General features: G+C 59.0%; 12 protein-coding genes and 1 pseudogene. 7 read left to right on the top strand and 6 right to left on the bottom strand.

Translation table 11 applies throughout. The features are described from left to right. The 4 genes and pseudogenes from AC07FD_RS33870 to AC07FD_RS33855 all read left to right on the top strand — a co-directional run. The coding region (locus AC07FD_RS33870) for a hypothetical protein (RefSeq protein WP_478353348.1) at positions 1–350 on the top strand (350 nt) is incomplete at its 5' end. A 341-nt stretch (positions 351–691) separates the two neighbouring features. Further along, on the top strand, positions 692–1,132 hold the full coding sequence (locus tag AC07FD_RS33865; RefSeq protein WP_478353347.1) for a Ros/MucR family transcriptional regulator: 441 nt from the start codon (positions 692–694) through the stop codon (positions 1,130–1,132). A gap of 5 nt (positions 1,133–1,137) precedes the next feature. Next, positions 1,138–1,415, top strand: a pseudogene (locus AC07FD_RS33860) (transposase); the annotation flags it as partial. A gap of 282 nt (positions 1,416–1,697) precedes the next feature. Next, positions 1,698–2,159 (top strand): phasin, encoded by a 462-nt coding sequence (locus tag AC07FD_RS33855; RefSeq protein ID WP_478353350.1) that lies wholly within the window; start codon positions 1,698–1,700, stop codon positions 2,157–2,159. A 355-nt stretch (positions 2,160–2,514) separates the two neighbouring features. Here the strand turns inward: AC07FD_RS33855 and AC07FD_RS33850 are convergent, their stop codons facing one another. Both AC07FD_RS33850 and AC07FD_RS33845 read right to left on the bottom strand, forming a co-directional pair. After that, entirely contained in the window at positions 2,515–2,724 is a 210-nt protein-coding gene (locus AC07FD_RS33850) for a hypothetical protein (RefSeq protein WP_478353346.1), read from the bottom strand. 87 nt (positions 2,725–2,811) lie between these two features. Beyond that, positions 2,812–5,769, bottom strand: coding sequence for a Tn3 family transposase (locus AC07FD_RS33845; RefSeq protein ID WP_478353345.1), 2,958 nt, complete (start codon positions 5,767–5,769; stop codon positions 2,812–2,814). Positions 5,770–5,897: 128 nt separating this feature from the next. Here AC07FD_RS33845 and AC07FD_RS33840 point away from each other — a divergent pair, with 128 nt between their 5' ends. Beyond that, positions 5,898–6,482 (top strand): recombinase family protein, encoded by a 585-nt coding sequence (locus tag AC07FD_RS33840; RefSeq protein ID WP_378926059.1) that lies wholly within the window; start codon positions 5,898–5,900, stop codon positions 6,480–6,482. Beyond that, positions 6,472–7,833: a DUF7986 domain-containing protein gene (locus AC07FD_RS33835; protein WP_478353344.1), complete on the top strand. Its 1,362-nt coding sequence runs from the start codon at positions 6,472–6,474 to the stop codon at positions 7,831–7,833. Before AC07FD_RS33840 ends, AC07FD_RS33835 begins: the two co-directional genes overlap by 11 nt. A gap of 310 nt (positions 7,834–8,143) precedes the next feature. Here the strand turns inward: AC07FD_RS33835 and AC07FD_RS33830 are convergent, their stop codons facing one another. The 4 genes from AC07FD_RS33830 to AC07FD_RS33815 form a co-directional block, all read right to left on the bottom strand. Then, positions 8,144–8,752, bottom strand: coding sequence for an RES family NAD+ phosphorylase (locus AC07FD_RS33830; protein WP_478353343.1), 609 nt, complete (start codon positions 8,750–8,752; stop codon positions 8,144–8,146). Next, positions 8,753–9,439, bottom strand: a complete 687-nt coding sequence (locus tag AC07FD_RS33825) for an XRE family transcriptional regulator (RefSeq protein WP_478353342.1) — start codon at positions 9,437–9,439, stop codon at positions 8,753–8,755. A 74-nt stretch (positions 9,440–9,513) separates the two neighbouring features. Next, entirely contained in the window at positions 9,514–9,978 is a 465-nt protein-coding gene (locus AC07FD_RS33820) for an HNH endonuclease (protein WP_478353349.1), read from the bottom strand. 810 nt (positions 9,979–10,788) lie between these two features. After that, positions 10,789–12,006, bottom strand: coding sequence for an AAA family ATPase (locus AC07FD_RS33815; protein WP_478353341.1), 1,218 nt, complete (start codon positions 12,004–12,006; stop codon positions 10,789–10,791). Between the two features lie 569 nt (positions 12,007–12,575). On the opposite strand from AC07FD_RS33815, the gene AC07FD_RS33810 reads away from it, so the two are divergent. Continuing rightward, a partial coding sequence (locus AC07FD_RS33810) for a DUF4158 domain-containing protein (RefSeq protein ID WP_478353340.1) occupies positions 12,576–12,767 on the top strand: 192 nt, incomplete at its 3' end.

Below are 12,767 nucleotides of genomic sequence, written 5' to 3'. Positions count from 1 at the left end.
CCTGGAGAAGCTCGAGGAATGCATGGGCGAACTATCGGAGAGCTCTGGACGATAGCTTCACCGCTCTTCGTCCGAGCCGCCGTCCGCGCATTGGTCCATCAACTGGCAAAGAATTCGTGCCGATTCTATGGGCACTTTTGCGGCAAGGATTTGAAAAGCTCCTTGGATCCCGTAGTCAACAGCCACACCCCTCGATCGAGATGGCTGCGAACCGCGTCGCGGGCGCGAACTGGCTCCTCCCACGGATCGATACCCAAAATTTCCGCCATTTCTTCTACGCTGGCTTCGTCGAACCACGCTTCCAGGAGCTTCAAATAGATGGGCTGATGCTCTCGATCGTAAGCAGTTAGGTGGTCCGGCCAAAGGACATGGATAGAAACAGCATAAGCTTTATTAGGCATTTTCGATCTATACTCCCTGATATCTCGCTTTGCATAACCTCAGACCCCGCCTTTGACGCCCCTGGCCTATCGTCAATTGAGGCAATTTCAATATTCTTTGGTCCCGCACTAACCGGGAAGTTGGTTTGGCGTGGCTACGCTTTGCCACCAAACGAACGTTCGCATTTGCCCCTGCGTCATACAGAAATGCCAAATATCCGACTTGATTGGAGAAAGTCCAAATGGCATAGGTTGGCCGCATATCGTCGCTTTGACGGATATGAGAATATGGTGATTGAAGGAGCACGTCGATGCCCGGGGAACCAAACAATAATATGATTGAACTTACTGCCGATATCGTTACCGCCTATGTCCAAAAGAACGCTATTCCAGTGTCCGGATTGCCGGATTTGATCGCGAGCGTGAATTCGGCATTGTCGAATATTAGCCCGCCATCTCCCATTGCAGAACCCCCGCTCAAACCGGCAGTTAACCCCAAAAGGTCGGTGTTTCCGGACTACATCATCAGCCTCGAGGACGGTAAGAAATACAAGTCGCTTAAACGCCATCTTGCGACCAGTCATGGGCTGACGCCTGATGAATACCGGGCGAAATGGGGATTGGCGAAGGACTATCCAATGGTGGCGCCGAGTTATTCGGCGAGCCGTTCGGCTTTGGCAAAGTCGCTAGGCTTGGGAAGGAAGCCAGCTCTAGCCAAGAAACCTGCGACGAAACGTAAGGCCAGGGCCTGAGGTTTGGCCGGCAGCCTTACGATCCGGTGATGATGTTCAAGATCATGGTTCTGCAGGAGCTCTACGGCCTGTCTGACGACCACGCCGACCAGATCCAGGACCGACAATCCTTCATGCGCTTCCTCGGGCTGGGTCTCGGAGACAGGGTGCCGACGCCAAGACGATCCGGCTGTTCCGGGAGCATCTCACACAGGCCGGCGCGGGGGACAGCATGTTCGCCCGTTTCGACAAGCACCTCGGCAAGGCCGGCTACCTGGCGATGGGCGGGCAGATCGTCGATGCCCACCATCGTGGTGGCCCGGAGCGCGCCCGGGAAATTCGAGGCCGGCGCGCCGGTCCGATCTGAATCCGTTCTCGGCAAAGGCGAGGCCGGCGCGCGCCATGATCATGACGGCACGTCATGACCCGTAACCCATTCGATCACTGGCACGTCCGCGCGAAGCCGATCTGGAGCGGCCGAGCCGGCACGCCGCACCAGATTGTTGCAGTGCACATACCACTGTCACACATCAGCCCCAATGTGCTGTCGCGGGCGGGAAACCATCTTCAAGCGGAGGTTCAAGAAATGTCCAAACCCACTGACAAGTCGAGCGTAACCGAAGCCACCGAATTTGCGGCATTCGATCCCGGCAAGGCTACCGATCAACTTCGCGCCGTCGCAGACAAGGGCATAGAGCAAACGAACGAGGTGCTTCAAAAATTCAAATCAGGGGCTGAAGAGACCCAGAAGGCGCTCGAGTCGAGCGCCGAAACCGCGAAGTCGGCCGGCAACGAGTTGTCGCTGAAGATGATCGCGGCATTGCGCGCGAACGCCGAAGCTGACTTCTCGCACCTTGAGGCTCTGGCCCGTGTGAAGTCGCTGTCCGAAGTTTTTGAGTTGCACAGGATCTTTCTGCGCAAGCGCCTCGAAATGGGTGTCGAGCAAGTCAAGGACATCCAGGCGCTCACCGCCAGGGCGGCGGCCGACGTTTCCAAGCCGGTCAAGGACGCCTTCGCGAAGGCGCTGAAGGGCCTCGAGGCCGCCTAGTTTTCTAGATGATCCAATCAATGTGGGAGCGCTCCTCGATTTCGGGGAGCATCCCATGTTTTTTACCCATCATTTTGCCGGTCTGGGTCCGATGCGGACCACCTTCCGGCAGGTGTCGCCAAATTCGTTCCTGCCCTCGGTCGTGATCGTCCATTCCACTGCCATCGCTGCCTCCTTGAAGAAGCGAAATGCAGCTTGTTGAGTGCAGTGCCGCCTCGGAAGCGTAGCTCTTCGCGGAGAACCGGGTCCGAGAAGATTTCGACGATCGCGCGGCTAATGATCAGATCCTGTTCGATCTGACGCTGATCGGCCCACGGAACGACGTTACCCCATGCAACAATATTTTGAGTCGGAATCACTCGTCCACCTCCGGCCTGCGGCGGACAATGACATGCCATTTGGAATTGCGCTCAATCGGCACTGGCGCAAAATCCGAATCGCGGGCCTCTTTTCTATAATAGACACGCTCACGATATACGCCGTCACCGCCATCAAAGGGCAGGTAGAAATATTCTGGCGGGACCGCAGCCGTTGCGATAGCGAGAATGTTCGAGAACTGTTCCATTGACCCCCCATGTGGCAACGAGAATAACTCTGACAGGCCCCAGTGCATTATTGGGACACAGATATACGGTAGGCGGGCCGGCGGCTGCTATGAGGCGCCGATCCTGAGCGGCAGGAATCCGTCGCCGTCGACCACCAGGCTGTCGGACCAGACATAATCGCCAGTGATGTTGATATGGTCCCAGCCCAACGGCGAGAGCTGCGAGATTAGCCGCTCGTTGAATGCCGTTCCGCGCTGGCGCATCGCTTCGACCGCGCGGCCGAGATAGCGGCAGTTGAACAGGATGATAGCGGCGGTGACGAGATTGAGGGCCGCAGCGCGGCTCGTCTGGTTTTCATGCCCACGATCCCGGAAACGGCCAAGGCGGTGGAATGCGACCGCTCGAGAGAGCGAATTTTTCGCTTCACCCTTGTTGAGCTCGGCGGTGACGAGGCGGCGAAGTTCGGGATCCTCGAACCAGCGCAAGGTGAAGAGCGTGCGCTCGATGCGGCCGATTTCGCGCAGCGCGGCTGCCAGGCTGTTCTGCTGCCGGTAAGCGGAGAGTTTCTTCAGAATGAGCGAAGGCGTCACCACCCGGTTCCCGAGCGCATGGATCACCTTTTGAATATCATCCCAGTGCGCCCGGATCATCCCGGCGTCGAGACGATGGCCGAACAACGGCGCCAGACCGCCATAGCGGGCTTTCGGTTCGAACGCGTAAAGTTTGCGATCCGACAGGCGCGGAATACGGGGTTCGAAGGAAAGTCCGAGTAAGTGCATGACGGCAAAGACGATATCCGACACGCCGCCGCCATCGACGTGAAGTGCCCCAACGTTCACGGTGCTCTCGTGGCCAAGGATTCCGTCCAACGAATGAATTGCTTCTCCGGCGGTGCCGGCGATGACCTTCTGGTGGAGCGGCGCGTAGCGGTCGGTGATCGTGGTGTAGATTTTGACGATCGGATCGCGCCCGTAATGTGCGTTGACGGCACCGCCAGCTTCACCGGGGCCGCCCAGATAAAAGGCTTGCCCGTCCGCCGATGCTCGCCAGCCCTCGCCGAACCAGGCCGATAGCGGCTCGGCGTGGATTGCATCGGTGAGGCATGCGAGCGCTGCCCGGAACGTGTCTTCGCGCATATGCCACATCTGCATCCGCAACAGCGCCCGGCGGGATCCCGCTCCGCATACCTCGGCCATGCGCGACAAGCCGAGGTTGGTCGCCTCGGCGATGAGCGTCGCCATGAAGGCGCGCGTGTTGGCGGGCGGCAAACTGGTCGAGATGTGACCGAAGTGATCTGTAAATCCCGTCCAGCGAACGACCTGATTGAGCATGTCGGTGATCCGCACGCGCGGCATCAGCCGGTAGATGGAGGCGGAAACGGCGCCAGCATTCTCGGCCTCGATGTCTTTCTGCTCTTTTGGGAAACGGAGTTTGCCGCCGGTGAACATCGCCGCATCCTTCCCCGGCAGGCCGCGTGCCGTGACGAGGAGAGCGGCATCGAGCTCGGCCGCGCGGGACTCGATATAGATCTCGGCGCTGATCACCGGAACGGTCGGTAGCCGCGCGGGGACGAGATTCGTTGCGGGTGAAGCTGGTGTGAGAAGCGTATCCAGTGAACGATGGATCCGTGATGCCGGCACCCAGACATCCCCGCTTGCAAGCGCGTTGGCCAGCGTGAAGAAGGTAGCGAGTTCGTAGTAGGTGCGATCGATCGAGCTATTTTGGAAGACGTGGCGATACCAGCGTCGTTCGATATGCGCGAGCGGCAAGTTCTCTGGCAGTGGTTTGCGCCAGTCACCGCCAAGGTCCACCAGGACAGCCATCGCCGCGAGCAATGGCTGCGAGGCGCGGCGGCCTTCGAAGGTGAAGCTCGCCAGGAACCGGGCGCCGATCTGCTTGAACACGCGGTGCTCATGGGAAAGCTCGCCGAGTACGTCCGGCCTTCCGGGGCGAACGGTGCGCCGAATGATGGCTGCGTCGGCTTCGACGACCTCGAGCGGCGCGACCGAGGTGACGGCCGCTGCGATGTCACCGCCTTTCCGGGCAGTCTTTACAAGGGCCTCAAGCACGTCGGCAATGCGGATCAGCCGTGTGCGGCCCTGCTCGTCCGAGGCGGCGATCGTCCCCTCGAGCCGCTTCCGGGCGCGCAGGTTCGCGCGGCCGACGAGCGACTGGAACATGGTCAGCGCAGCGTCCGTGAGTGTGATTGCGAGCTCGCTCAGCGTCGCCATCATCACGGCGTATCGGCGGGAAGATCCCATCTGCTGGAAAGCCTGTGCCGTATGAAGACTGCCCTCTCGCGCCATCTGCGCCATGCGGGCCGCCAGTTCCGGCCGCGATGTGATGACCGCGCCGCCGATCGTGCGGACGAGGGCGAGCTTGTCAAAAAGCTCGAACAGCGGCCGACTGCCGACGCGGGAAGGCGGCTCCCGCAGCCACGACAGCCGGCTCTGGCGAACATGCATCTTGTCCGACAAAAGCGCGTCAAGCTCCACGCGCTGTTGATCCGACACAAGGGAACCGATCTCGGCGGTCACCGCGGTGTCCGCAGCGTGCATCGCCGCGGCGGCCATGCGTTCGATTACGCTGACGCCGGGAATAATGATCTGCTCGGCACGCATTCGCCCGATCAATCGATCAAGCAAAACACGACCATCGGTAATCCCGATGGCCTCGCGCTCCGCCCAGGCAGCGAGTTCTCCACGGGCCGGCTTTGTGAAATCGCGGTATCCGTGGCGCTGCTTGATCGCCGCCAGTTGATCGTAGCGTGTGGCTCCGCGGCGGGCGAACAACGCGATCGCCTCGCTGTCGGCGCCGACCTGTTCGGCAATGTGATCGAGCATGATGCCCGGCAACAGTTCGCCGCGCCGAAGATATCGGCCAGGGTAGCGCAGGCAACAGAGCTGAAGCGCGTATCCGAGGCGGGTCTCCGGCGTCCGGCTTTGTGCGATCGCTGCGAGGTCATCGGGGGAGAGGCTGTGGTGGCGCACAACCTCATCTTCCGTGTTTGGCAACGCCAGCAGATGGTCCCGTTGCCTTCCCGTCATCGATATCCGCGCTGGCATCGTTCATCCCTTCACAAACCTCTTGCCTTACACTGTCATAATGAAAGAGGATTATGAAAGACCCCGCCGGGCGAATCATCGTACGTGCCGTCGGCTTCCACAAACGTTCGTTTCTGAAAGAGGCAATAGTGCTGATCGGCTACGCCCGGGTGAGCAGAGGCGACGAGCAATCGAACAAGGCGCAGGCCAGGGCGCTTACTGACGCCGGCTGCAAGCGCATCTTTGAGGAAGAGGCGTCTGGCGGTCGCTGGGAGCGGCCTGAACTCCACAAAATGCTCGGCCATTTGAGAGAGGGCGACACCGTCGTCGTCTGGAAGCTCGACCGTCTGTCGCGCTCGCTCAAGGACGTGCTGCATATCATGGAGCGCATCGAAGCCGCCGGCGCGGGGTTCCGCTCGCTGACCGAGGCGATCGATACGACGACGCCGTCAGGCCGCATGATGATGCAAATGGTCGGTTCCTTCGCCGAATTCGAGCGCGCCATGATCCGCGAACGCACCTCCGCAGGGTTGGCCTTGGCGCGATCCGAGGGCAGGATCGGCGGCCGCCGCAAGAAGCTCAATCCAAAGAAACGGCTGGAAATCGCCGAGAGCGTCTTGTCCGGACGCAAATCAGCCGCCGAAATGGCGCGGCTTTACGAAATCAGCCAGCCGACGGTATCGAGAATTATCGCCGAGCACAGACAAAAAGTGGGAAAAGGCCATGCCCAGTAGCCATGACCTCAAGGGCCTGATGAAATTTCTCGCCCGCGATGAATGGCGCGATTGTTTCGAAGACACTCTCGACGACCATTTCGGGCCGGTTCTCGACACCGGCAACATGGAGTTCGATGATCTGGCCGAGATGCTCGGCGAGCATTGGACGATGACGCTTTGGGGCTGCGCCTTCGAGGACTTCCTCACTCAGGATGTCGACGTTGAGGGCGGCAATATCGTCGACGAGTATCTGAAGCGGCGCGGCTGGAAGGAAGGCGCACAGGCGAAAGCCTACATGAAGGCGCTCCGGACATCGGTCATGAGCCTCTACGAAGTCAGCGGCATCGTGCCAGGCAAATCCCTGATGGCTCGCGATCTCATCCGCGGTGGAGATCCTGTCCTGGTCAGCGAGGGAACTGCCACGAAAACATTGCAGCAATGGGACCGAGTTGCAGCCAGAATCGTTTCCGTCTCCGGCAAGAACATCATTGGTGGAGGATTGCTGTCGTTCACGCCGGAAGCCTCCGACGCGCTGTTCGATGGTTTGCGGTCGATCTTCGGCAAGGGGCGCTCCAAAAAACTGCCCGTACCAACAGACGAAGCACTTCAAAACGCCGCGCCGGTATTTACCCTCTCATGGCTGTTCGACGCCCTGGACCGAACGATGCGGATGGAGCAGACAACCTTCGAGAATGGCGACGGAGACGAAATCGTCTTCCACGATGTCCGCTTCCCGTTGGCATCCGGCATCACCCAGAAAGAAATCACCGCCCAGCTGAAGACAGTCCCGGCTCTGCGGCAGGAGAACGCAAAATTCTGGAACTGGCTTGGCGATGTCCCGAAGGGAAGGCTTAAGGCCGGTAAATCCGGCAACCTCGCATGGGACACGACTATGGAGGACGGTGCGCGGGTTCTCGGAAATGTTGAAGTGAAAGGTCGCACCTTGCATCTGTTGACGAATTCGGCGGCCCGAGCCGAAAAAGGAAGGGCGCTGATACAGGGCGCGCTGAAAGATCTGGTTGGAAGGCCGCTCACCGAAATCCGCACCGTCGAGCAGATGATTGCCGAAAGGCCCGCCCGTGACAAGGATACGGCTGGTCCGGAGCTGCCACCTGAGATCGCCACAAAAGTCGTTCATGAGTTTTTGGACAAGCAGTATCGCGAGACCCTCGACGAGCCCATCGCAATGCTGGGTAATATTTCGCCGCGTACGGCGGTCAAAACCCCAGAAGGTCAGAAAAAAGCGGCCGAGTGGCTCAAATACCTCGAAAACCGTACGGCAAGCCAGCCAGATCCGGACGATCCCATGGCAACTTACGACTTCCGCTGGCTATGGAAGGAACTCGGCATCGAAAATCTCCGACGCTGATCCGCTACCGTATATCTGTGTCCCAATAATGCACTGGGGCCCACAAGGTTCGTGCGGTGGCCCCGCTGCAGGAACCGATCTGTTGACCGAGGTTCCACACTGCCAATTATGCGACTAAAAACGCACAAAGAGGGAACGTCCAGGCGGCGGTCTTGAGCGGAATCGAACCGCGGACCGTGTAGTTGCCGGATCGTGAACTCGCCTCGACACCCCCTTGCGAATTACAGGTCTGAGGTACGCTACTTTTCCAGCGATTCCCTAGCCGCTCTTTTCGGCTTGAGGATGAGTTCCGCTTTGCTGACGGTCTTGACTACGCCAAGGCAACCCTGAAATCATCCAAGACGTGAGCTAATCCCGGCACGCCGAGAAGTGTCATAACTCTCTTCGGCCGAAGCTTTCCAACTGCTCGATCGTAAATGGCGAGATTGGTAGCGCCGTTGAGTCGAGAGGGGTAGATGATCCCGTCTGGTCGGGACGGATGCTCGTAAATCGCCACCGACCATCGTCGAGCCAGGCCTTGTCGCTGTGCCCGGATGACATCACTCGGCACACCCATCCTGACCGCATTGTCGCCTCCAAGATCAACGAGCCGAAGCTCTGCCGCTGTCATGATCTCCGCATAGCGACGCTCTGTCAGTTCCGCCTCATCGATAGGTAGATCGTCAAGAACCCCTTCGCGTCGGTCTCGGAGCAGCGCCTCAAGGAAGCATACTTTCAAGGAATCACCGAGATAGAGAACACCAAAACGATTGGGATCGATGCGGCGCCGGGGATCGCTGAAGCGGCTTGGCGACGTGCCATATCCCAACGGATCGGGAAACGCACTCCGGTAGATCCGACCGAACGTCCGTCCCGGCTCTATCGGTTCGATTTCGAGCGTCGCGCGCGCGAAGTCGGCTGGAGGTGGCGTGCCGGACATTCAGTCGAAGTCGCCTCTAGCGATACCTTCGGCGGCGGCCAACACCGAGACATCATCGCCTCGCTGAAGCGCTTGAAGTCCAGTCCGACCATCAAGCGCACCATGGCGCGACACGAGGAATCGATATACCGCCCAGGGGTTATTGCCCAACGTCGCATAGACAGTCGGCAGTGCTGTGAATGGACGACCGTCCTTATCGAGTTGCCAAACTGGAAAACGAAAACCCCGCTTGGCGCCATCAATCCCTAGCAACTGTCCACTTTGCCGCTTGGCGTTGACCGTCACCCGCGACGTGCCGAGCAGCCTGGCAAACGCCTCCGCACTAAGCATGTCTTCGGCGGCGACAATTTCGGCAACCCGCTTTCGGCCACGCTCGCGCGCATTGGCGAGCGCCATCTCTAGCTCAGCATCGGGCTTGCCTGTATCCTCAATGGGAAATACCTCATCCATGGCAAGGGGTTGTTCCTCCTGAACCGGCGTGATCGTTTGCGCATCAGCGGCTGGATCTACTTCTACCCGGAACGACACACGATGACCGAGCTTGCGGCTACGCGTGACAGCTTCCTGATAGCGCTCCAGCAAAACCCTCTTGAAATCCGCCTGTGCCGGCAGTTTTGCGGTGAAGCTTAGCGCGGCGACTCCCGCATACGGTGCGGTATCGCGATCATTGCGTTTTGGAGCAGCCATATGACGTCCTCCTGTTTCCACCAATGTGGAGGTAAACTGTAAGTTCGTCAAGTTCGATAATTTCGTAAAGACTATCAATGCTTGAGACAGTGCTGGCGATGCCAGGCCAGGAAATGCGGGTGCGGCCGTTCGCTGGCCCTCGCTGGAGCCAATGCGCGGCCGCTTTTGTTGATGATCGCTCTGATGCCGTCGACGTCATTTGCTTGCCGGGAGATCAGGATTTCGAGATCGTCTTGCAAGGTGATCAAGCCGCGATCGAACATCCAATGCGCTGTCCCTGAAAGGGCCAAGCCGTTGCTGACGATGTCCGGTCCGTTGGCTTCGACTGGCCGAATACCCGGGTCAGGGATGACCTGACGAACCTTCGCGACCGCGAAGTAGCCTCTTGTGTCGCGGATTTTTCGGGGCTCGTAGTAGACGATCCAGTCGCCGACGCATTGTTGCACCCGATCCAGATACTGGCTGGGAAACTGATAGCGCTCCGCAGGACTGTCGTCGTAGATCGAATCCGACCGGTGAATGAAGACCCCATATCCCATAGGATACGCCCTCCGTTTGCTCTGCATCCACATCTGGGACGAGCGGCAAGCTGATAGCGCGCCGGCCATCACTCCGTAGATCGATGCTGAGCGTTAAGGCGGAGGCGGTCGCTTTCGTGGTGCGCGAACTGAAGGGTACGGCGATCAAGCCACCAAGTTCGTTAAGGCGGCCGCGAAATCGAGCAATCATCGCTTCCACCGCCTGAGGGGTCACTCTGGGATCAGGCCTGAACATTTCGACCACGTAGCCGCCGATGACCGTTTCCTGCTCGAGCCACATGACCGCATCTCGAGCGGAGAACCCTAACCTGTCTGCTGGGGTCGGCAGGCGTATTTCGTCGATGGCGCCGACTTCGCTTCGATATGCCGAAACCCGTTCCTCCATCCTGCCAGTTTCCGGGTTCTCCCTCAGGCGCGGCTGCACTTCAGCTCGCTGCTCAATCAGCTCACTTAGCCGGTCCAACGCATCGGGGGTTGTCTGGAAATACATTTGACCAATCGCGGCTCCACCCACCAGCGCGAAACGGTTCGGCGTGGTGAACAACGCACCAAGAGGCCGATAGCTTTTCGCCAACCCTTCCTCACGCATTTGAACCAAGACGAAACCCGCAGGATCAGCCTCTGTCCTTAGAGTCGAACTCGCTTGCGACAGCTGTTGGCGCAAGCGCGCCTTGTGCCGTTGAAAGCCCGAGTTGTTGCCGGCGAAAAAATCGCGATTGGGACCGCGTGTTCCCGTTGCTTGAACTTGTATCAGCCGCTGCGTGTCAAGGAATACTTGGATTGGTCGTGAAAGAGGCTCAGCCATAATGATCACGCCTCCAATGGATTGGCGGTATCGCGACGGCGACGAGAAACTGTGCTTTGCGAGACGCCTACCAGGAGCCCTGCCTCTCTTTGAGTGAGGCCGCCGTTATCGACGAGTGCAGCTGCAAGCTCTTCATTGGTGCCCAACAGCAAAGCGCGCTGTTCAACACTGAACAGCTGACCGCTCAGTGTCGCCTGGCGTCGCAGTCCGCCCAAAAGTCCCCTGCGCCGCGAGCCAGATGCGCCGCTAGCCTCCTTCATCACAAGAAAACGCTTTCCACCGCTGATGAGTGTTTCAATATCGGCTCCGCTCATTCCCTCGGTCATCCATACGAGCATTTTCATCTCTGCCTCACCTGGAGTGAGCGGCGGTAAAAGCCGGGCTAGCAGGTTCTTTCGGGCAGCGGCATCCGGCAATGGGATCTCAATCCGGCCATCGAATCTCCTCCACACCGCAGCGTCGAGAAGATGCTCATGATTTGTTGCGGCAAGTGTAAATCCGCGCCGATCCCGAGCGTCGAGGCACTGAAGGAGCGCATTTACCACTCGCTTGATTTCACCAACCTCCTGGGCATCATCCCGGGCTTTCGCGATGGCATCGAACTCATCGAGAAATAGGACGCAACGATAGCGGTCGGCAAAGTCGAAAAGCGCGCCGATGTTTCGGGCGGTGGTTCCCAGAAACGATGACACCAAACCGTCCAGCCGGGCCTCAACGATCGGCAGACCCAGTTTCGCGCCGATGTATCGCGCGAGCATGGTTTTGCCGACACCGGGTTTGCCGTATAGCAAACAGCGCATGTTAGGCTGTACGCCTAGAGCAGCGAGCTCTTCCGTGTGAGCCCACTCGCCAATGAGTCCGTCGAGCGCGTCCGCAAGAACCGGCGACAACACGGGTTCCACGCCCCCATTGTCCTCTGGGAAAACTACCCGAACAAGCGGCGTCGCGGTCTCGCGATCGTACGGTAACGGTGTATTTCGACCTAGTTTCTCACCCGGAATGACTGGCGGCGCCGACCCGCTGGCGCGCATCTGTTCTAGCGACATTGGCGCCACCGAATGTTTACGATCATCGCGATTGAGAAGTCGCGCCAGCTTTTCGGCCTGATCGGGCTTCGCTTTGCTCACTGCCTCCTTAAGGCGCTTTACCTGATGGGTTGCCCGCTCGCTGTCGCCACTCAGGGCGATTCTCGCAAGGGCGAGAACGATGTCGAAATGTTCCATGGCGCAGCCTCGACTCTGAAGTACCAAGGCTGTCATATGCACTATTTCATCAAATTATGCAATATGTGCTATTTTCATTCCTGACATTCGCCATTTATGCGTCGCGGTCTCTTGGCAATCGCTCTGCCCGCGATAGCGTCCTCCTAGCCAAATCTCGGACAGATCGACGTCCAAGGCGACGGGCGGCCGTGAGGCGGACCAAACGAGGGCCGGCTGAATTTCGATCCATGTCCGAAATATGCCTACAAATTTCGGACAGTGCCTACACGAAGCGCCGCCCTTCGCGCATCGCAGCATACCGCCGATCGATCTATTGTGTTCAGGTTGCGAGCAAACGCTGCGGTCATTCCGTCATCAACACACAGCTATTCGTCCGTCGCGCCTCCGATGGCTTGGCCGGCAGCAAAGTCGGGCATAATGTCACCAGCCAGCAACTTCTCCTTCGACAGCAACCCGGCCTAATCGGCCCGAAGCTGCGATTTTGGCCAAGTTGTGGAACGTTGCCGGAACACATTGACCGGTATGGCGTCGTCGCCTGAGAATTCACTCTTGGAATAGGGAGTGGATGTATGGGTTTGCGTGTTTCGCTCGAGGCGTTGACCAGGGAGTGGAGCCTCTCTTTTGCCGACATCGACTTTGCGAACGCCAAGCCGGCCGGGTCGAGGCTTGGACTGGCGGTTCAACTGAAGTTCTTCGCTGCGTACGGATATTTCGCCACCGCGGCGGCTGAGGCTCCCGACGAGGCGGTTTCGTATCTGGCC

Source organism: Mesorhizobium waitakense (assembly GCF_056431085.1).
The sequence above is the reverse complement of the archived record's forward strand: the minus strand, read 5'-3'. Positions and strand labels throughout refer to the sequence as shown.